20 protein-coding genes are annotated in these 18,881 nt (G+C 69.9%); 14 read left to right on the forward strand and 6 right to left on the reverse strand.

Going from position 1 to position 18,881, the window contains the following annotated elements:
- Positions 1-10: 10 nt before the first annotated feature.
- The 3 genes from ACZ5VC_RS18725 to ACZ5VC_RS18735 all read right to left on the reverse strand — a co-directional run bounded on the left by ACZ5VC_RS18725 (position 11) and on the right by ACZ5VC_RS18735 (position 3,445).
- Positions 11-1,468 carry a catalase gene (locus ACZ5VC_RS18725; RefSeq protein WP_469121121.1) on the reverse strand — a complete coding sequence of 486 codons (1,458 nt, stop codon included), beginning with the start codon at positions 1,466-1,468 and terminating at the stop codon, positions 11-13.
- Positions 1,469-1,666: 198 nt separating this feature from the next.
- Positions 1,667-2,560, reverse strand: a complete 894-nt coding sequence (locus ACZ5VC_RS18730; RefSeq protein ID WP_468703985.1) for a 2-hydroxy-3-oxopropionate reductase — start codon at positions 2,558-2,560, stop codon at positions 1,667-1,669.
- Between the two features lie 45 nt (positions 2,561-2,605).
- On the reverse strand, positions 2,606-3,445 hold the full coding sequence (locus ACZ5VC_RS18735) for a TIM barrel protein (protein ID WP_469121122.1): 840 nt from the start codon (positions 3,443-3,445) through the stop codon (positions 2,606-2,608).
- Positions 3,446-3,969: 524 nt separating this feature from the next.
- Between ACZ5VC_RS18735 and ACZ5VC_RS18740 the strand changes: the two genes are divergently transcribed.
- From ACZ5VC_RS18740 to ACZ5VC_RS18805, 14 genes are all read left to right on the forward strand, one after another.
- Positions 3,970-4,389 carry a hypothetical protein gene (locus tag ACZ5VC_RS18740; protein ID WP_469121123.1) on the forward strand — a complete coding sequence of 140 codons (420 nt, stop codon included), beginning with the start codon at positions 3,970-3,972 and terminating at the stop codon, positions 4,387-4,389.
- Positions 4,390-4,683: 294 nt separating this feature from the next.
- Complete coding sequence (locus ACZ5VC_RS18745) at positions 4,684-5,178, forward strand: hypothetical protein (protein ID WP_469121124.1); 495 nt, start codon at positions 4,684-4,686, stop codon at positions 5,176-5,178.
- A complete protein-coding gene (locus tag ACZ5VC_RS18750; RefSeq protein WP_469121125.1) occupies positions 5,175-6,443 on the forward strand; it encodes an efflux RND transporter periplasmic adaptor subunit in 1,269 nt (422 codons plus the stop codon). The genes ACZ5VC_RS18745 and ACZ5VC_RS18750 overlap by 4 nt, the downstream gene beginning before the upstream one ends.
- 5 nt (positions 6,444-6,448) lie before the next feature.
- Positions 6,449-7,222 carry an ABC transporter ATP-binding protein gene (locus ACZ5VC_RS18755; protein WP_469121325.1) on the forward strand — a complete coding sequence of 258 codons (774 nt, stop codon included), beginning with the start codon at positions 6,449-6,451 and terminating at the stop codon, positions 7,220-7,222.
- Entirely contained in the window at positions 7,219-8,469 is a 1,251-nt protein-coding gene (locus ACZ5VC_RS18760; protein ID WP_469121126.1) for an ABC transporter permease, read from the forward strand. The genes ACZ5VC_RS18755 and ACZ5VC_RS18760 overlap by 4 nt, the downstream gene beginning before the upstream one ends.
- Before the next feature lie 67 nt (positions 8,470-8,536).
- Complete coding sequence (locus ACZ5VC_RS18765; protein WP_468704822.1) at positions 8,537-8,788, forward strand: thiamine-binding protein; 252 nt, start codon at positions 8,537-8,539, stop codon at positions 8,786-8,788.
- A 56-nt stretch (positions 8,789-8,844) separates the two neighbouring features.
- Positions 8,845-9,165 carry a helix-turn-helix domain-containing protein gene (locus tag ACZ5VC_RS18770; protein ID WP_468704820.1) on the forward strand — a complete coding sequence of 107 codons (321 nt, stop codon included), beginning with the start codon at positions 8,845-8,847 and terminating at the stop codon, positions 9,163-9,165.
- 156 nt (positions 9,166-9,321) lie between these two features.
- Positions 9,322-9,834 (forward strand): 2-oxo-4-hydroxy-4-carboxy-5-ureidoimidazoline decarboxylase, encoded by a 513-nt coding sequence (uraD, locus tag ACZ5VC_RS18775; RefSeq protein ID WP_468703973.1) that lies wholly within the window; start codon positions 9,322-9,324, stop codon positions 9,832-9,834.
- Positions 9,831-10,220, forward strand: a complete 390-nt coding sequence (uraH, locus tag ACZ5VC_RS18780; RefSeq protein WP_468703971.1) for a hydroxyisourate hydrolase — start codon at positions 9,831-9,833, stop codon at positions 10,218-10,220. The genes uraD and uraH overlap by 4 nt, the downstream gene beginning before the upstream one ends.
- A gap of 5 nt (positions 10,221-10,225) precedes the next feature.
- Positions 10,226-11,149: a factor-independent urate hydroxylase gene (pucL, locus tag ACZ5VC_RS18785; RefSeq protein WP_468703969.1), complete on the forward strand. Its 924-nt coding sequence runs from the start codon at positions 10,226-10,228 to the stop codon at positions 11,147-11,149.
- Positions 11,150-11,213: 64 nt separating this feature from the next.
- The gene (locus tag ACZ5VC_RS18790) at positions 11,214-12,623 is read left to right on the forward strand and encodes a nucleobase:cation symporter-2 family protein (protein WP_469121127.1); all 1,410 of its coding nucleotides are present in this window, start codon (positions 11,214-11,216) and stop codon (positions 12,621-12,623) included.
- A gap of 80 nt (positions 12,624-12,703) precedes the next feature.
- Positions 12,704-14,089, forward strand: coding sequence for an 8-oxoguanine deaminase (locus tag ACZ5VC_RS18795; RefSeq protein ID WP_469121128.1), 1,386 nt, complete (start codon positions 12,704-12,706; stop codon positions 14,087-14,089).
- A gap of 285 nt (positions 14,090-14,374) precedes the next feature.
- Positions 14,375-15,793: a nucleobase:cation symporter-2 family protein gene (locus ACZ5VC_RS18800; RefSeq protein ID WP_469121129.1), complete on the forward strand. Its 1,419-nt coding sequence runs from the start codon at positions 14,375-14,377 to the stop codon at positions 15,791-15,793.
- 5 nt (positions 15,794-15,798) lie between these two features.
- Complete coding sequence (locus ACZ5VC_RS18805) at positions 15,799-16,500, forward strand: aspartate/glutamate racemase family protein (protein WP_469121130.1); 702 nt, start codon at positions 15,799-15,801, stop codon at positions 16,498-16,500.
- 49 nt (positions 16,501-16,549) lie between these two features.
- On the opposite strand, the gene ACZ5VC_RS18810 is transcribed toward ACZ5VC_RS18805, so the two are convergent.
- The 3 genes from ACZ5VC_RS18810 to ACZ5VC_RS18820 all read right to left on the reverse strand — a co-directional run bounded on the left by ACZ5VC_RS18810 (position 16,550) and on the right by ACZ5VC_RS18820 (position 18,780).
- Positions 16,550-17,317, reverse strand: coding sequence for a chitosanase (locus tag ACZ5VC_RS18810; protein ID WP_469121326.1), 768 nt, complete (start codon positions 17,315-17,317; stop codon positions 16,550-16,552).
- A 188-nt stretch (positions 17,318-17,505) separates the two neighbouring features.
- A complete protein-coding gene (locus tag ACZ5VC_RS18815; protein ID WP_469121131.1) occupies positions 17,506-18,180 on the reverse strand; it encodes a TIGR03086 family metal-binding protein in 675 nt (224 codons plus the stop codon).
- Between the two features lie 36 nt (positions 18,181-18,216).
- Positions 18,217-18,780, reverse strand: coding sequence for a hypothetical protein (locus ACZ5VC_RS18820; RefSeq protein ID WP_469121132.1), 564 nt, complete (start codon positions 18,778-18,780; stop codon positions 18,217-18,219).
- Positions 18,781-18,881 lie beyond the last annotated feature (101 nt).

Raw genomic sequence — 18,881 nt, forward strand, 5'->3', positions numbered from 1 at the left:
TCTCGGTGTTCTAGTCCTCGCGCAGGGCGCGGACCGCTTCCTCGACGCGCTTGCCGTACTCCGGGTCCGCGGCGTGGAAGTGTGCGAGGTTCTTCTCGATCACGTCCTCGCGGCTGACCTGGGAGAGGCCACCGGCGATGTTGGCGACCAGACGGCCCTTCTCGTCCTCCGACATCAGGCGGTACAGCTCGCCCGCCTGGAAGAAGTCGTCGTCCTTGACGTGGGCCGGGGCCTCGTGGGTGCCCGTGTAGCCGTGGATCGCCAGCGGGGCGGACAGCGGGGCGTCCGTCTGGGCCGGGCCCGCGTAGGAGTTGGGCTCGTAGTTCTTGTCGTGGCGCGAGCCGTAACGGGTCGCGTGCAGACCGTCGCGGCCGTAGTTCTCCGCGACCGTCGCCTTGGGCGCGTTCACCGGCAGCTGGGTGTGGTTCACACCGAGGCGGTAGCGGTGGGCGTCCGCGTAGGCGAACAGACGGCCCTGGAGCATCTTGTCCGGCGAGGGACCGATGCCGGGCACGAAGTTGTTCGGGGAGAACGCGGCCTGCTCGACCTCGGCGAAGACGTTGTCCGGGTTGCGGTCGAGGACCAGACGGCCCACGCGCTGCAGCGGGTAGTCCGCGTGCGGCCACACCTTGGTGAGGTCGAACGGGTTGAAGCGGTAGTTCGCGGCCTCGGCGGCCGGCATGACCTGGACGTACAGGGTCCACGAGGGGTTCACACCGCGCTCGATGGCCTGCAGCAGGTCCGTCTGGTGGGAGTTGGCGTCCTTGCCGACGAGCTCGGCGGCCTGCTCCGACGACAGGGAGCGCACACCCTGGTTCGTCTTGAAGTGGTACTTGACGAAGAAGGCCTCGCCCGCCTCGTTGGTCCACTGGTAGGTGTGCGAACCGTAGCCGTTCATGTGACGGTACGACGCGGGGATGCCGCGGTCACCCATCAGCCAGGTGATCTGGTGCGTCGCCTCGGGGGCGTGCGCCCAGAAGTCCCAGACGTTGTCCGGCTCCTGCTTGCCCGTGAAGGGGTCGCGCTTCTGCGAGTGGATGAAGTCGGGGAACTTGATCGGGTCCTTGATGAAGAACACCGGGGTGTTGTTGCCGACGAGGTCGTAGTTGCCCTCTTCGGTGTAGAACTTCAGGGCGAAACCGCGCGGGTCACGCACCGCGTCCGCGCCACCGAGCGAGTCGGCGACCGTCGAGAAACGGATGAACGTCTCGGTCCGCTTGCCGACCTCGGAGAGGAAGGCGGCCTTCGTGAAGCCGGTGACGTCGTCGGTCACCTCGAAGTGGCCGTACGCGCCGGAGCCGCGGGCGTGCACCACACGCTCCGGGATGCGCTCACGGTTGAAGCGCGCCAGCTTCTCGAGCAGGTGCTGGTCCTGCAGGAGGATGGGGCCACCGACGCCGGCGGTGGCGGAGTTCTGGTTGTCGGCGACGGGTGCGCCGGACTCGGTCGTAAGCACGCGCTTCGACATCGTGACCTTCCGTACTGGAGCTGCACTGGGGACGGACCTGGAGCGTAAATTCGCCCGGAACGGAACGTCAACAGTTTGTTGAAAATGAAGTTTGAGGTTCCGGGTGGCGGCGGCGCCTGGGCGCGACAGGACAGGTGTCAGCGCCACCGCCACCCGGAATTCCGGGGGGACCGCTCAGTCGAGGAGCGGCCCTGGTACTCAGACCTGCTGGCCGGAGAGGCGCTCGACGGCGCGCAGCAGGGCGGAGTGGTCCAGGCCGCCGTCACCCTGCGCACGCAGGGAGGCGACGAGTTGGGCGACGACGGCGCCGACCGGAAGCGCGGCACCGACATTGCGGGCGGCGTCGGTGACGATGCCCATGTCCTTGTGGTGCAGGTCGATCCGGAAGCCCGGCGCGAAGTCGCGGTTGAGGAAGTTGTCCTTCTTGCGGGTCAGCACGGTCGAGCCGGCCAGACCGCCGTTGAGGACGTCCAGGGCCGCCTTGAGGTCCACACCGGACTTCTCGAGGAAGACCACGGCCTCGGCGCACGCCTGGATGTTGACCGCGACGATCAGCTGATTGGCGGCCTTGACCGTCTGGCCGGAGCCGTGCGGGCCACAGAGGACGATGGTCTTGCCCAGCGCCTCGAGGATCGGCTTGGCGGTGTCGAAGTCCGCCTGCTCGCCACCGACCATGATCGACAGTACGGCCTCGATGGCACCGGCCTCGCCACCGGAGACGGGGCAGTCCAGGACGCGGATGCCCTTCTCGGCAGCGGCCTTGGCCAGGTCGACCGAGGTCTGCGGGGTGATCGACGACATGTCGATCAGCAGCGCACCCTGCTTGGCGTTCTCGAGGATGCCGTCGGGGCCGTAGGCGATGGCCTCGACCTGCGGGGAGGCGGGCACCATCGTGATCACGACGTCGGCGTCCTTGACGGCCTCCGCGATCGACGCCGCGGCCGTGCCGCCGGCCTTGGCCAGACGGTCCAGCTTGTCCTGCTCCAGCGTGAAGCCGGTGACCTGGTAACCGGCCTTCAGCAGGTTCTCGGACATGGGCGAACCCATGATGCCGAGACCGATCCATGCGACCTTCGGGAGGTTGGTGCTCATGAGGGTACCTCTCTCAAAACGTGGTGCGTAAAGTCGGTTCGCGCGTCAGTTGGCCGCGCGCAGCGGCTCCGGGAGCCACTCGAAGGAGTCCGCGCTCGGGCGGTCGCCGGCCTTGTACTCCAGGCCGATCCAGCCGTCGTAACCGGCCTTCTTCAGGCGGTCGAGCAGGTCGGCGAGGTCGAGGTCGCCGGTGCCCGGCGCGCCGCGGCCCGGGTTGTCCGCGATCTGGACGTGACCGGTCTTGTCGGTGTACTTCGTGATGACCTCGACGAGGTCCTCACCGTTCATCGACAGGTGGTACAGGTCCATCAGGAACTTGGCGTTGCCGAGGCCGGTGGCCGCGTTCACCTTGTCCACGATCTCGATCGCGGAGGGGGCGCTCACCAGCGGGTAGAGCGGCGACTCCGGCTTGTTGAGGGCCTCGATCAGGAGGATGGCCCCGACCCGGTCGGCCGCACGGGCCGCCAGGACCAGGTTCTCCAGGGCGAGTGCGTCCTGGACCTCCGGGTCGACTCCCTCGACGCGGTTGCCGTACAGCGCGTTGAGCGCCTTGCAGCCCACCGAGGCGGCGAAGTCGGCGACGAGGTCGATGTTGGCGCGGAAGCGGTCCGACGCCTCACCGGGTACGGAGAGGGCCCCGCGGTCCGGACCGGGCAGCTGCCCGGCGTAGAAGTTCAGGCCCACCAGCTGGGTGCCGGCGTCGTCGAGCGCCTTCTTGAGGGCGTCGAGCTCGCTCTGGGCGGGCGTGGCGGTGTCGATCCAGGGCCACCACAGCTCGACCGCGGTGAAGCCCGCGGCGGCGGCGGCCGCAGGGCGCTCCAGAAGCGGGAGTTCCGTGAAGAGGATCGACAGGTTCACATCGAAGCGCTGGTCCGTGTATCCCATGAGGGGCGGCGCTCCTTCCGTATTGCGGAAGTCAGTTTCTGTCTGTCGGAATATTGCATGGTCGCGTCGAGGCGTGTCAAGGGGGTGCCCACGCGGCCCGTGCTCGACGCGCGCAGGTCGGGGGCCGGGCGGAGCCTCCGGTGCGGGTTCTCCCGGCGGGGTGCGGGGGCGGTGCGGGGGGCCGGTGGCGGGCTGAGGCGTGCGGTGGTCGGGCCCGGGTGCGGGGCGGTCGCGCCGACCGGCCCGCGGGGCGGGTCTCTTTCGCAATGGCTGATAAATGACAAAGCCTCACAGGGAACACACAGTTCAATATTTCAGCCCCATGGTGTGACCGGCGCATATGCATTTTCGGGCGCCCGTCGGCCGGGAGCCCGGCGATTGTGCGGAATGACTGATTCGCCGTGCGGCGCGTGATCATGAAAGCGTCATGAGAATTGACACGGTTATGTCACGCTGGCAAGAATCACGGCGTTCGCTCGACGAGTGGGCATTGGTACAAACCAAACGCCTGAATTGGGGGAGAGATGAACATTCGAAAGAGCATGGGTCTCGTCGGAGCCGGCGCCCTGCTGATGCTCGGCTCGGGGGTGGCGCTCGCGCCGGCCGCGACCGCGGCGTCGGCGGGCACGGGCCAGGCGGTCTCCAGCTCGCAGTCGGCCCAGGGTCAGGTCAAGACCGGCGTGGCCTCGAAGTCGCAGGACAAGTCGCTCGGCAGCAAGGCCGCGGCCAAGGGCGAGATCAGCGCCATGGCGAACTGCTGGAACGGCTGGACCTCCGGGCGGAACTTCTACATGACGTGTTCCGGCAACGGCTACCGCGTCTACGTGGACTGCTCCAACGGCTACCGCTACACGTTCGGCACGTACTACTACGGCACCTGGAACCACACGCTGACCTGCCCCTCCGGCACGTACGCCATCTGGGGCGGCTCGATCGGCGGCTGATCCGGGCCCGCTCGTCCCCGCCGACCGGCCCGGCCGGGTCAGGCCGACCGATCACGGCGGAACGTCACTGCTGAAGACCGAATCCGCGGACTGTCCGGACAGTCCGCGGATTCGGTCTGTCCGCCATCCCGGACGGAATGATCTGCTCCCGTTCTTCTCAGCTGAATTTCATGAACCTCTCATCGGTCTCTCGGTGCGCTGCCGGAATCATGATTGACGCACCCACGGTGCGGGAAATTCCAGAGATTCGATGAGGAGCTCGCGTTGAAACTGCAGCCGTTAAGCCGAATTGCGATGACGTCCGTCGCCGTGTTGCTTCCGGCCCTCGCGCTCACAGGATGCGGGTCCGGCGAGAAGAGCGACGTCCCTTCCGCCGGCGGCACGAAGTCCTCCAGCCCCTCGACGCAGAAGCCGGGCGGCGGCGACCCGGACGCCTCGGTGCTGAAGTTCGTACGGTGTCTGCGCGACAACGGCCTCAAGGTCGACGACCCCGAGACGAACGGCAATGTCTCCATCCAGGTCACCGACACCCAGGACCAGGCGAAAATCGACAAGGCGCAGAAGGCCTGCGAGCAGTTCATGGACCAGGGCGGCAGCAGTGGCGGCGGCGCGGCCCCGGGGGGCAAGGAGACCGAGGAGCACAAGGTCTGGCGCCTCAAGGTCGAGAAGTGCCTGCGGGCCAAGGGCTTCGAGATGGGCGACATCAAGGAGGGCCAGCAGGCGGCGCACGAGAAGGCGTCGAAGGACTGCTACAAGGAGGCCGGCCCGGTTCCGGGTGAGGGGCAGTGAAGCACGCCACCGGTGAGCACCCCACCGCCGGCGATCCCGCCACCAGCGGTCCAGCGAGCATGCCCGTGACCGACCCGGTGGCCCGCCCCGTCGTCGGCCCGCCGCACGGTGGCGACCACGACACCGCGACCCGGCCCACGGACCACGCCCCCCGTCCCCGCGCCCGTCGCACCCGCGCCCTGCTGGTGTCCATCGCCGTCGTGCTCGCCGCCGGAACCGTCGTCGCCGTCGTCCTCCGTGACCGACCGGGCGGCAACCCCCCCGCCCCGCTCGCGGAGACGGCGGCGACGACACCCGTCACCCGCGGCGACCTCGCCGCGACGGACAAGCTCGACGGCACCCTGGAGTACACCGACGAGGTGTACCTGCCCAACCGCCTCGCCGGGACGGTGACCTGGGTGGCCGGGTCCGGGGACACCGTCTCCAGAGGCGGTGTCCTCTACCGCCTCGACGAGAAACCGGTGGTGCTTCTGTACGGGAGCATCCCCGCCTACCGCGCCTTCGGGCCGGACATGTCCGACGGAGGCGACGTACGCCAGCTCGAGAGCAACCTCGCCGCCCTCGGCTACACCGGCTTCACCGTCGACGAGGAGTTCACCGAGAACACCGCCCGCGCGGTCAAACGCTGGCAGCGCGACCTCGGGCTGCCGAAGACCGGGCAGCTGGAACTCGGCCGGGTGCTGTTCGCACCGCAGTCGGTGCGGGCCGGCGCCGCCGACCGCAAACCGGGTGACCAGGCAGAGAGCGGCAGCCCCGTCCTCGCCACCACCAGGGCGGAGCGCTCGGTGACGGTCAAGGCCACGATGTCCCAGCAGCAGCTCCTGCCCGTCGGCAAGCAGGTACTGGTCACCGTGCCAGGCCACGACAAGCCGGTTCCCGGCAAGGTCACCTCGGTCGGCACGGTGGTCGGCGGCGGAGGGGGCGGCGACAAGGGCGGCGACGACGACAAGGACGGCGGGAAGAACCCCCAGGGCGGCGACCGGACCGTGGTCGTACGGATCGCCCTGCTCGACCAGAAGGCGGCGGGCACCCTCACGTACGCCCCGGTCCGCGTCGCCGTCGAGAGCGAGCGCCGCAGAAACGTCCTGTCCGTGCCGGTCGCCGCGCTCCTCGCCCTGCGCGAGGGCGGCTACGGCCTCCAGGTCGTCGACGGTGACAGGACGCGGATCATCCCGGTCACGACCGGCCTGTTCAGCGGCGGCAGGGTCGAGGTGTCGGGCACTGGCGTCACCGAGGGACTCAAGGTCGGGACCCCCGCCCTGTGAACGCCATCAGCGAGGTGACCGACGCACCGGTCAGCGTGACGGCTCCGCCCGACGGCCCCGTCATCGAGCTCACCGGAGTCACCCGCAGCTACCCCGGCAGCCCGCCCGTCCACGCCGTGCGCGACCTGTCCCTGCGGGTCATGCCCGGCGAACTGCTCGCCGTGGTCGGCCCCTCGGGGTCCGGGAAATCGACCCTGCTCAACCTGATGGGCACGCTGGACCGGCCGACCTCCGGCCGGGTCGCCATCGCGGGATACGCCGTGGAACGGCTCTCCGACCGCGAGCTCTCGGCGCTGCGGGCCGAGCACATCGGCTTCGTCTTCCAGCAGTTCTTCCTCACCTCCGGGGTGAGCGCCGTCGACAACGTGGCCGAAGGGCTGCTCTACGCGGGGCTCTCCCGGCGGGAGAGGAACGCGGCGGCCGTCGACAGCCTGCGCCGGGTCGGCCTCGGACACCGGCTGCACCACCGTCCGCACGAGCTGTCCGGCGGTGAACGGCAGCGGGTCGCCCTGGCCCGCGCGGTGGCGGGTCGGCCCTCCGTGCTGCTCGCGGACGAACCCACCGGGTCGCTCGACACGGCGTCCGGCGCGAGCGTCGTCGCACTGCTCCGGGAACTCAACGCCGACGGCACGACCATCGTGGTCATCACCCACGACACGGAACTGGCCGCCCAACTGCCGCGCCGGGTCTCCATGCGCGACGGCCGGATGGCCGAGGACGCCGGCCCGCCCCGCAGCTCGCCGGACACCGGCCCCAACGGCGGGGAGGCAGCTCGATGACCCCCACGCGCACTCCGAACCCCACCCATGCGTCCCAGTCCCGGAGCTCCCGCCCCGCCCTGCGCCCGGCTCGCCTAGGCCCGCTCGACGTCCTGCGCCTGAGCCTGTCCGGGCTCCGGGCGAAACCCCTGCGGGCCGTGCTGTCGGCCGCCGGAATCTCCATCGGCATCGCGGCGATGGTGGCGGTGATGGGCATCTCCACCTCCAGCCGCGCGGAGCTCCAGGCCACGCTCGACACCCTCGGCACCAACCTGCTGCACGTGGAGGCGGGGGAGTCCCTGACCGGCGGCGAGGCGAAGCTGCCCACCGGCGTGACCGGCATGGTGCGCCGGGTCCCCCCGGTCACCGACGCCAGCGCCGTCGGCGCGGTCGACGCCAAGGTCTACCGCTCCGACCTGATCCCCAAGGAGGAGACCAACGCCCTGGAGGTCCTCGCGAGCCAGCCCGACCTGCTGACCACCCTGGGCGTACGCACCTCCCACGGCGTCTGGCTCAACGGGGCGACCGGGAGGTACCCGGCGGTCGTGCTCGGGTCCGCCGCCGCTCGCAGACTCGGTGTCGTCCGGGCCGACCCGGACGTCCAGGTCCTGATCGGAGACCGTCCGTTCACCGTGATCGGCATCCTGGAACCGGTGGTGCTCGCCCCCGAGCTGAACAGCTCCGCGCTGATCGGCTTCGAGGCCGCCCGGCGGACCCTGGACTTCGACGGCCATCCGACGGCCGTGTACGTCCGGGCCGAGGAGCACGCGGTGAGCGACGTCCGCGCGGTGCTCGCCCGTACGGTCAATCCGGAACAGCCCGACGCGGTGCGCGTGGGCCGCCCCTCGGACGCGCTGGCCGCGAAACTCGCCGCCGACGAGGCGTTCACCGGGCTGCTACTCGGCATCGGAGCGGTCGCCCTGCTGGTCGGTGGCATCGGTGTCGCCAACACGATGGTCATCGCCGTACTCGAACGGCGCGGTGAGATCGGACTGCGCAGGGCACTGGGTGCCACCCGAGGCCAGGTGCGCAACCAGTTCTTCACCGAGTCCCTGGTGCTCTCCGGGCTCGGCGGCTGCGGTGGCGCCGTCCTCGGTCTGCTGATCACGACGTTGTACGCCCAGCACCGGGGCTGGCCGGTCGCCCTACCCGCGGTGGCCGTGGTGGCCGCGGCGGCGGGCACGCTGGTCATCGGGGCGGTGGCCGGGCTCTATCCGGCGATGCGCGCGGCCCGGGTCTCCCCGACGGTGGCGCTGGCGGCCGGCTGACGCCGTACCGCCCCGGGGGAGCCGGGCCTGCCGGAGCCCGGTCCCCTGCCAGTAGCGTGGGGGCATGGTGCGATTGAGAGTGGAGTTCACGACCGAGCCCTTCGACCTCGACGAGGCGCCCGCCCACGCGGTGGTCGCGCGCGAGGTCATCCAGGCGGCCCAGCTGGACGCGGTCGACGTCGGTCCCTTCGGCAACACGGCGGAGGGCCGCGCCGACGCCGTCCTGGACGCGGTCGACGCGCTGCTGCGCCAGGCCCTGGGCGCGGGCGCCACTCGCGTCTCCCTCCAGGTCAACGTGATCGGGGAGGGCGAGAAGTGAGCGAGCCCAGAGACCACCACCCGCTGGTCACCGCCGTGAAGCCGCTCGTCGACGCCATGGGGGCGGAGATACTCGTCCCCGAGCTGGCCCAGCCCGACGACGTCGTCCTCGCCTGGGAGGGCGAGGACGTCCTCGCCGTACGCCTGCCGCAGCTGTCGGACTCCCTCGACCACATCCTCGCCGCCATGGAACGGCGGCACGGAATGCCACTGGCCGAGCTGGACCGCCGGGTGAAGCAGGAGATCGTGCGGACCCTGGAGGCCAGGGGCGCGTTCTCCGTACGGCACGGCGTGGAGACCGTGGCGGGGGCCCTCGGGGTCAGCCGCTTCACCGTCTACAACTACTTGAACAGGGAGAATCCCGCCAAGGGCGGCTAGTCGATCATGTTGGCCAGGAGCCGTCGTCCAGATGTCGGGACGGCGGCTTTTGCGTAGCCCGATTTTTCAACAAAGTGTTGACGTGGTGTTGCGGGAGGGCGTTAGCTATCCGCAGCCCGTCCGACGCACAGCGAAAAACAGCCACGGAGGCTTCCCGTGACTTCAGGCACGACACCGGGCCTCACCCGGTTCAACACCTCGGCGGACAGCGACGCTGTCGCCGCGCTTCACGAGGTGTGTTCCAGCTCGGCGTGGGGGAGCAGGATTCTCGCCCAGCGCCCGTACGCCACCGCGGAGGCTCTCTTCCTCGCCAGCGACGCCGCCATGGCCGAGCTGACCGCCGAGGATCTGGCCGACGCGATGGCGGGCCACCCGCCGATCGGTCGCCCGAAGGCCGGGGACCCGACCTCCTCCCGCGAGCAGAGCGGGATGGCCGGAGCCTCCGAGGAGCTCAAGGCAGAAATGCTCGAACTGAACCTGGCCTACCAGGACAAGTTCGGCCATGTCTTCCTCATCTGCGCCACCGGCAAGACCGGCGAGCAGATGCGTGACGCGGTCCGTGAGCGGATCGAGCACACGCCCGAGCAGGAGCGGGAGATCGTCCGCACCGAGCTGGGCAAGATCAACCGCATCCGGCTGACCCGTCTCGTAGAGGAAGAGAGCGCATGAGCACGGAAACGACCGCCTCGGTGTCCACTCACATCCTGGACACCAGCATCGGACGCCCCGCCGAAGGCGTGGCCATCTCGCTCGCGGCCCGCAGTGGCTTCGACGCCGAGTGGGTCGCCCTCGGTGGCTCGGCCACCGACGCGGACGGGCGTTGCAAAGACCTGCCGGCGCTGCCGGAGGACACCACCCATGTACGTCTCGACTTCGAGACCGAGGCGTACTTCTCCAAGAAGCAAGCCGAGGCGCAGCAGGACGCCCCCCGCGTAAGGGACAGCGGTGCGTTCTTCCCGGAGGTGGCGATCACGTTCGCCGTCAAGCCGGGCGAGCACTACCACGTACCGCTGCTGCTCAACCCGTTCGGCTACTCCGTTTACCGAGGGAGCTAGCAGACATGCCCACGATTCTCGGCCAGAACCAGTACGGCAAAGCAGAGAACCGCGTCGTCAAGATCACGCGGGACGGCGACACCCACCACATCAAGGACCTGAACGTCTCCGTCGCCCTTTCCGGCGACATGGAGGACGTGCACCTCTCGGGCTCCAACGCCAACTGCCTTCCGACCGACACCACCAAGAACACGGTGTACGCGTTCGCCAAGGAGTACGGCATCGAGTCCGCCGAGCAGTTCGGCATCCACCTCGCCCGCCACTTCGTGACGAGCCAGCAGCCGATCCACCGGGCGCGCATCCGTATCGAGGAGTACGCCTGGGAGCGCATCGAGACCTCCGAGGCCAACTCCAAGTTCATCGGCTCCGACGAGGTCAAGCACTCCTTCGTCCGCAAGGGCCAGGAGACGCGCGTCTCGCAGATCACCTACGACGGTGAGAAGTGGGAGGTCATCTCCGGCCTCAAGGACCTCATCGTCATGAACTCCACCAACTCGGAGTTCTGGGGCTACGTCAAGGACAAGTACACCACCCTGCAGGAGGCGTACGACCGCATCCTGGCGACCCAGGTGTCCAGCCGCTGGCGGTTCAACTGGACCGACGACGAGCAGCGGATGCCCAACTGGGAGAAGTCCTACGCGCAGGTGCGCAGGCACATGCTCGAGGCCTTCGCCGAGACGTACTCCCTCTCGCTGCAGCAGACCCTGTACCAGATGGGCTCGCGCATCATCAACCACCGTTCGGAGATCGACGAGGTCCGCTTCTCGCTCCCGAACAAGCACCACTTCCTGGTGGACCTCGAGCCGTTCGGTCTCAAGAACGACAACGAGGTCTACTTCGCGGCGGACCGTCCCTACGGTCTGATCGAGGCCACCATCCTTCGGGACGGCGTCGAGCCGCAGATCCCGGTCGACATGACCAACCTCTGACGCGGGACTGAGTACGTCCCAGCCCGCAGTCGGGCGGGGACGTACCAGACCGGAGGGAACTCCCATGGCATCGCCTGCATCGGGGCCGGCAGCAGAAGGCCCGTGTTCCTCCCCACCGGCGCATCCGGTGGCCCCCTCCGTCCACCCGGTGGACGAGAAGCTTCCCGGCTCGCGGCTCGTGCCCGCCGCGCTCCAGCACATCGCCGCCATGTACGCGGGCGTGGTCACCCCTCCGCTCATCATCGGCCAGGCCGTCGGCCTGGACGCGGCCGGGATGACCCGGCTGATCGCCGCGAGCCTGCTCATCGCGGGACTCGCGACCCTGCTGCAGACCCTCGGTGTCGGGGGCTTCGCCGGAAACCGGCTGCCGTTCGTCAACGCGGCCTCCTCCGCCGGCATCGCCCCGATGCTCGCCATCGCCGAGACCAGTGCGCCGGGCCACCAACTGCCCGCCATCTACGGTGCGGTGATGGTCGCCGGAGTCTTCTGCCTCGCCGTCGGCCCGTTCTTCGGCCGGCTCCTGCGCTTCTTCCCGCCGCTCGTCACCGGCGTCGTCATCACCCTCATCGGGGTCACCCTGATGCCCGTGCCGGTGAGCTGGGCCCAGGGCGGCGCCAAGGAAGCCGCCGACTTCGGCGCCATGAAGTACCTGGCGCTGGCCGGCTTCACCCTGGTCGTGATCCTGCTCTTCCAGCGCTTCGCCAAGGGCTTCCTCAAGCAGATCGCCCTGCTGCTCGGCCTGTTCATCGGCACGCTCGCGGCGGTCCCCTTCGGCATGGCCGACTTCTCGGCCCTGCGCGAGGCGCCCGTCGCCGCGCTGCCGACGCCCTTCGCCTTCGGCGCCCCGGAGTTCCAGCCCGCGGCGATCCTCTCCCTCTGCATCGTCATGCTGGTCCTGATGACCGAGTCCAGCGCCGGGATGCTCGCCCTCGGCGAGATCTGCGAGCGCAGGACCGACGGCGGGACCATCACCAGGGGACTGCGCACCGACGGCATCGCCACGCTCCTCGGACCGGTCTTCGGCGGCTTTCCCACCAGCGCCTTCGCCCAGAACGTCGGTGTCGTCACACTGACCCGCGTACGCAGCCGCTACGTCGTCGCCGTCGCCGGCGGCGCCCTCCTGGTCCTCGGAGCCTTCCCGATGCTCGGCGCGGTCGTCTCGCTGGTGCCGATGCCCGTCCTGGGCGGCGCCGGAATCGTCCTCTTCGGTTCCATCGCCGTCAGTGGCATCCGTACACTCTCGGAAGCCGGGCTCGACGACAGCTCCAACATCATCCTGGTGGCCGTCGCCCTCGGAGCGGGCATCATCCCGCTCGCCGCGCCCACCTTCTACACGGACTTCCCGGCCTGGGCACAGACCGTGCTCGGCTCCGGCATCAGCGCCGGAGCGCTCGTCGCGGTCACGCTCAACCTCTTCTTCCACCATCTCGGCACCCGGGCCCGTCACACGGTCCCGGCACTCAAATCCCCCTAGGGTCCTGCCGTGCCCCGCCCCCGAGGACTTCGCCCGGTCGTCCGGGGGTTCCCCCAGCCACAGACAGACAAGGAAGCACCATGGCAGCATCGGCAGCCCAGCGCATCGTCATCGAGAACTGTGCGATCGCGACCGTAGACGCCAACGACACCGAGTACGCCTCCGGCCACATCGTCGTCGCCGACAACAAGATCGAGTCCATCGGGGCCGGCAAGGCGCCCGAGGGCCTGGAGAACGTCGTACGCCGCATCGACGGCACCGGCCACCTGGTCACGCCCGGCCTGATCAACACCCATCACCACTTCTACCAGTGGATCACCCGGGGTCTGGCCACCGACCACAACCTCTTCAACTGGCTGGTCGCGCTCTACCCGACGTGGGCGCGCATCGACGAGCAGATGGCCCGCGCCGCCGCGCAGGGCTCGCTCGCCATGATGGCCCGCGGCGGTGTCACCACCGCGATGGACCACCACTACGTCTACCCGCAGGGCTCCGGCGACCTGTCCGGCGCCATCATCGGTGCCGCCTCGGAGATGGGTGTCCGCTTCACCCTGGCCCGTGGCTCCATGGACCGCAGTGCGAAGGACGGCGGCCTGCCGCCGGACTTCGCCGTCGAGACCCTCGAGGGCGCGCTCGCCGCGACCGAGGAGACCGTCAAGAAGCACCACGACGCCTCCTTCGACGCGATGACCCAGGTCGCCGTCGCGCCGTGCTCCCCGTTCTCCGTCTCCACCGAGCTGCTCAAGCAGGGTGCGGAGCTCGCCCGCCGCCTCGGTGTGCGCCTGCACACCCACGGCTCGGAGACCGTCGAGGAGGAGCAGTTCTGCAAGGAGCTGTTCGGCATGGGCCCGACCGACTACTTCGAGTCGACCGGCTGGCTCGGCGATGACGTGTGGATGGCCCACTGCGTCCACATGAACGACTCGGACATCGCCGCCTTCGCCCGTACGAAGACCGGTGTCGCCCACTGCCCGTCCTCCAACGCCCGTCTGGCCGCCGGCATCGCCCGCGTCCCGGACATGCTGAAGGCCGGCGTCCCGGTCGGCCTCGGCGTCGACGGCACCGCCTCCAACGAGTCCGGTGAGCTCCACACCGAGCTGCGCAACGCCCTGCTGATCAACCGTCTCGGCGCCCACCGCGAGGCCGCGCTGAACGCGCGTCAGGCCCTGCGCCTCGGTACGTACGGCGGCGCCCAGGTCCTCGGCCGCGCCGACCAGATCGGCTCGCTGGAGGCCGGCAAGCTCGCCGACCTCGTGCTCTGGAAGATCGACGGTCTCGGCCACTCCTCCATCGCCGACCCGGTCACCGCCATCGTCTTCGGCGCGGCGGCCCCGGTCACCGCGTCGTTCGTCAACGGCAAGCAGATCGTCGAGAACAACCGTCTGCTGACCGTCGACGAGGACGCCATCGCCCGCTCCGCGCGGGACGAGGCGCAGCGCCTGGCGCGGATCACCGCGCAGGCCTGAACCCCTGATAGTCCGGCTGGGGGGGACGGCCCCCGGCCGGCGGCCATGGACCCGAGCGGGGTCCGTGGCAGCCGTGACGGAGGGCGACCGTACGAAAAGAGGTACGGCGCCCTCCGCACGGTGACTCGTGTCCGTTACCCGGACGCACTGGGCAGCTTCACCGAGCACGACCGCGCTTCCCCCACGGCGCGCAGCAGTACTGCACCACCTGCACCACGCACCACTTCGCACCACCTCCCTGATATCCGCGTCGCCGCCGACGTGTAACCGACCGGAGGAACCGCCGTGGCCGCCAAGCCCAGGTTTCGCAATGATGCAGACGCCGCAGCGCCCGCCGACCGGAAGCACCCGGTCGACGAGACGCTCCCACCCCTGAAGATGTTCACCAGCGGCCTCCAACACGTGGCCGCGATGTACGCGGGCGTGGTGGCCCCGCCCATGATCGTGGGGCCCGCCGTGGGCCTCGACGCCAAGGACACCGCGTTCCTGATGGGCGCGAGCCTGTTCACCGCGGGCATAGCCACCCTTCTCCAGACCCTGGGGTTCTGGCGGGTCGGAGCCCGCCTGCCCTTCGTGAACGGAGTCTCCTTCGCCGGTGTGACTCCCATGATCGCCATCGGCAAGGACCGGGGATACGACGGCGTCGCCGTCATCTTCGGCGCGATCATCGTCGCCAGCGTGCTGGGATTCGTCCTCACGCCGTACTTCTCCAAGCTGGTCCGCTTCTTCCCACCCGTCGTCACCGGCACGGTGATCACCCTGATCGGGGTCTCCCTGCTCCCGGTGGCCTTCCGCTGGTCCCAGGGCGGCAATGCGACGGCCCCCGACTACGGCTCGATGAAAAACATCGGCGTCGCCGCACTGACCTTCGTCATCGTGCTCGCGCTGCGGAAACTGCTGCGGGGCTTCCTCCAGCAGATCGCCATCCTGCTCGGACTCGTCGCCGGCACGCTCATCGCGATCCCGCTGGGCATGACCCACTTCGACGCCATCAAGAACGCGGACGTCGTCGGTTTCCCGACGCCGTTCCACTTCGGCGCCCCGCAGTTCGAGATCGCCGCGATCATCTCCATGTGCATCGTGATGCTCGTCTGCATGACCGAGTCCACCGCCGACATGCTCGCCCTCGGCAAGATCGTGGACCGGCCGGCCGACGAGCGGACCATCGAGGGCGGTCTGCGCGCCGACACCCTCGGCAGCGCCCTCAGCCCGCTCTTCAACGGCTTCATGTGCAGCGCCTTCGCCCAGAACATCGGACTGGTCGCCATGACCAAGGTGCGCAGCCGCTTCGTCGTCGCCGCCGGCGGCGGAATCCTGATCCTGCTCGGTCTCTGCCCGATCGCGGCCTCCGTGATCGCCCTGGTGCCGCTGCCGGTCCTCGGCGGCGCGGGCATCGTCCTGTTCGGCTCGGTCGCCGCCAGCGGCATCCAGACCCTGGCCACCGCCGCGCTGGAGAAGGGCGAGAACGCGCTGATCGTGGCCGCCGCCGTCGGCATCGGCCTGATCCCGATCGCGGCGCCGGAGTTCTACCACGCCTTCCCGAAGGACCTGCTGGTCGTCCTCGACTCGGGCATCAGCACCGGCTGCGTGGTCGCCATCGTCCTGAACCTGGTCTTCAACCACCTGGGCAGGCGGAGCGACGAGGCCGGGTCCCCGGAATCCGTCCCGGCCACCGATTCGCCGGCGGCGGTGGCTGTCCACTGAGTACGGTGCGTCTCCCGACGGCCGGTCCCCGCCCGCGAGGCGGGGACCGGCCCGTCGTGGTCCTCATCAACCCCAACACCTCACGGGACACCACGGAGATGATGACGGCGATCGCCCGCCGGACCCTGGGCGACCGGTTCGCCGTCCGCGGCGTGACGGTGGCGGACGGTCCCCGGATGATCGTCACGGAGAGCGCGCTGCGGGCAGCCGCGCCGCGGGTGCTCGCGGCAGGACGTGAGGCGTGCGCCGATGGCGACTGCGCCGCGATCCTGGTCGGCGCCTTCGGCGACCCGGGCGTGGAGGAACTCCGGGCGCTCACCGATGTGCCGGTGGTCGGACTCGCCGAGGCCGCGCTCGGGGAGGCGGCGGCCGGGGGAGTCCGGTTCGGCGTCGCGACGACGACACCCGAGCTGGCCGGGCCCATCGCGTCCCGCGTGGCCGGGCTCGGGTTCGCCGCCCAGTACACGGGGGTGCGGCTGTCGGGCGGTGATCCCCAACGCCTCGCCGGGGATCCGGAGTTGCTCCGGGAGCGACTGGCGGGCGCGGTGGCCGCGTGCATCGAGCGGGACGGCGCGCAGACCGTCGTCATCGGCGGCGGGCCGCTGGGCGAGGCGGCCGAGGCGCTGCGTGAGCGGTTCGACGTGCCGGTGGTCGGGCCGGTCCCGGCCGCGTGCCGGCGGATCGCACGGGCGCTGGTGAACGGCTGAGCGGAACAACTGCCGGTACGGCGCCCTGGAGCGCCGTACCGGCGGCCGCTCAGCCTATGTGGTAGCTGTCGCCGTAGACCTTCCAGTCCAGCGGGGTGTGCAGGTCCAGGTTGCCCTTCCGCAGGAAGACGCGCTGGGCGGTGTCCACCCTGCTGGTGTCCTCGTGCGCCTCCTCCTGCTTCATGGCCCAGACGCGCGCGTCGAGGAAGGCGTTGAGGTAGGCGACCTCGTCGCCGCCCTGGGCCGGCGGCTTCGCCTTCGCCAGCGCCTTGCGGCGGATGCTGCTGAAGCTGGTGCTGTCGCCTCCGTCTCCGTGCATGACGATCGCGTCGTAGTACATGAACTGTCCGAGGACGCCGATCCCGTCGCTCTTGCCGCGCTTGACCGCCGGGTTGAAGTACACCCGGTCGCGCTCGTCGTTCTGCGCCTTACGGAAGTCGGCGTCCTCGGCGGCCCGCTTCCAGTCCCGGGTGAAGTTCGGGTCGAGCCCCTCGTGGGAGTCGCTTCCGTCCACCTCGCGCAGGGCGGGCAGGTACTTGGCGAGGACGTTGCCCGGCTTGCGGGCGGTGTAGAGCTCGACCAGATCCAGCATGTCGCCGGTGCCGGAACAGAAGCCGATGATGCCGGCCGTGTAGCCGCGGCCGTCGTCGATGTCCTCGATGTACGGGTACTGCGCCTTCCAGTTGAGCGAGGAGTTCTCGGCGCTGGACACGAGCTTCATGGCGATCTCCTTCTTCGCCGGGTCGTCGAGTCCGACGGCGCGCGGCGCCGGAGCGGCGGCGTGCGCGGAGTCGGGGGCGGGAGCGGGGTTCGCCACGGCGGCGGTCGCCGGGAGGGCGACGAGGGCGAGACCGAGCAGGACGCGGGGAACGATGCGGGGGGTGGGCACCTGACCTCCAAGGGAAGTGCGTCACAACGGTGTTCTGTTAGGAAGCTTTCCTATCAGAGTCACCGCCGTGCCGTACACCCGTCGGGGGCAAGCGAGTTGAACGACCGCGCCCCCGGCTACGGGTGCGGCGACCACCAGGGACTGCGTCCGCTGAGGCCGATGACCCGGTCGAGCAGGGGTGCGTCGTCCGGCACCGGGACGATCGGGCCGAACAGCCCGCCCTCGCCGGAGCCTTCCTCCGGCGGCAGGAGCAGGGCGTACGAGGACTCCAGCGCGACCTCGTCCGCCACCTCGTACCGCTGCCCGGTGGCGCGGGCCAGGTCCCAGCCGTGGATCAGCAGTTCATTGAGCGCGATCCGTCCCGCGACCGGCGCGGGAAGCGCGAGCCCGCCGGCCTGGGTGTCGCCCTCCCAGGCGGCCGAATCCCGCCAGGCGGCGGCCAGCTCGTCCAGCCGCCGGGGGAGAGCGGCCCGCCAGTCGTCGGGAAGGACCGGCTTGACCGAGCCCGGTGGAGTGCTGGTGGTCGGACCGAGGTCCTTGCGCGCCGCGTCGCGGAAGGAGACGCTCAGCCCGAGGACGTGCGCCAGCAGCTCTCGTACCGCGTACTCCGGACACGGAGTCGGGTCCCCGAGCCGCTCGTCGTCGATGGCGGCGGTCACCCGGGCGACCAGGCCGGCGAGAGGAGCGAGGTCCAGGGTCCCGTTCCGGTCCTGCTGACCCGCCTGCGAGCTCCGCGGGCTCTGCGTGCTCTGAAGGTTCTGCGGATTCTGCGGATTCTGCGGATTCTCCATACGGGGCAGACTGGCGCAAGGCCCGAAAGTCATCGGTCATGACGCGCCCCCGTTGCCCGCCCTCCTGTGGCACTCCTCCTCCAGCGCCGGATAGGCCCGGGCGATGGCCTCGCACAGCCTTCTTCTCAGCAGTCGCTCGGCCTCGGCCCGCCCGGTGGACCCGAAGAGCCCGTCCAGCAAGGCGTCGTACCGGGACATGGCGTACAGCAGATAGCCGACCTGCCAGCGCACGAGCGCCTCCGCCGTGACCGGCGCCCGCGCGTCCCCCAGAACCCTTCTGTGCAGCACGGCCCGCCGCTCCAGCTCCGCTCTCGGCAGCCGGGGTACCCGGATCGGCTCGGCCCGGATCGCCGCCAGCACCGCGAGCCGCCGCCGCTCGGCCGCGACCCGCCCGGAGCCGCCGTACCCCTGACGGAATTCCGGTGTCCGCTCGACCGCTTCGACCCGGGCGACCTGATACAGCCGCACCGGCGCGATCGAACGGCGCCGGGGATCGCGCCCCTGCACATCCGGCTCCCCGAGCAGATCGCGCACCATGGCGTCGGTCCAGCCGCGCTTCCGCAGCCCGGTGAGCGTCATATAGGTCGTACGTTCCGTCATGATTCCCCCTGGTGTCATCTACGGAGAGTGACGAAATCAAGTGAAGCGCACGGCACTGACAACGGCCTCCGAGCCCCCTTCCGTGACCGGGCTCTTGATGT

The organism is Streptomyces sp. NPDC033174, assembly GCF_055577795.1.

What these genes read in the sequence shown, in the direction of transcription:
- ACZ5VC_RS18725 (WP_469121121.1), bottom strand. Translation starts at nt 1,468, where the DNA reads ATGTCGAAGCGCGTGCTTACGACCGAGTCCGGCGCACCCGTCGCCGAC.
- ACZ5VC_RS18730 (WP_468703985.1), bottom strand. Translation starts at nt 2,560, where the DNA reads ATGAGCACCAACCTCCCGAAGGTCGCATGGATCGGTCTCGGCATCATG.
- ACZ5VC_RS18735 (WP_469121122.1), bottom strand. Translation starts at nt 3,445, where the DNA reads ATGGGATACACGGACCAGCGCTTCGATGTGAACCTGTCGATCCTCTTC.
- ACZ5VC_RS18740 (WP_469121123.1), top strand. Translation starts at nt 3,970, where the DNA reads ATGAACATTCGAAAGAGCATGGGTCTCGTCGGAGCCGGCGCCCTGCTG.
- ACZ5VC_RS18745 (WP_469121124.1), top strand. Translation starts at nt 4,684, where the DNA reads ATGACGTCCGTCGCCGTGTTGCTTCCGGCCCTCGCGCTCACAGGATGC.
- ACZ5VC_RS18760 (WP_469121126.1), top strand. Translation starts at nt 7,219, where the DNA reads ATGACCCCCACGCGCACTCCGAACCCCACCCATGCGTCCCAGTCCCGG.
- ACZ5VC_RS18770 (WP_468704820.1), top strand. Translation starts at nt 8,845, where the DNA reads ATGGGGGCGGAGATACTCGTCCCCGAGCTGGCCCAGCCCGACGACGTC.
- uraH (WP_468703971.1), top strand. Translation starts at nt 9,831, where the DNA reads ATGAGCACGGAAACGACCGCCTCGGTGTCCACTCACATCCTGGACACC.
- pucL (WP_468703969.1), top strand. Translation starts at nt 10,226, where the DNA reads ATGCCCACGATTCTCGGCCAGAACCAGTACGGCAAAGCAGAGAACCGC.
- ACZ5VC_RS18790 (WP_469121127.1), top strand. Translation starts at nt 11,214, where the DNA reads ATGGCATCGCCTGCATCGGGGCCGGCAGCAGAAGGCCCGTGTTCCTCC.
- ACZ5VC_RS18795 (WP_469121128.1), top strand. Translation starts at nt 12,704, where the DNA reads ATGGCAGCATCGGCAGCCCAGCGCATCGTCATCGAGAACTGTGCGATC.
- ACZ5VC_RS18815 (WP_469121131.1), bottom strand. Translation starts at nt 18,180, where the DNA reads ATGGAGAATCCGCAGAATCCGCAGAATCCGCAGAACCTTCAGAGCACG.
- ACZ5VC_RS18820 (WP_469121132.1), bottom strand. Translation starts at nt 18,780, where the DNA reads ATGACGGAACGTACGACCTATATGACGCTCACCGGGCTGCGGAAGCGC.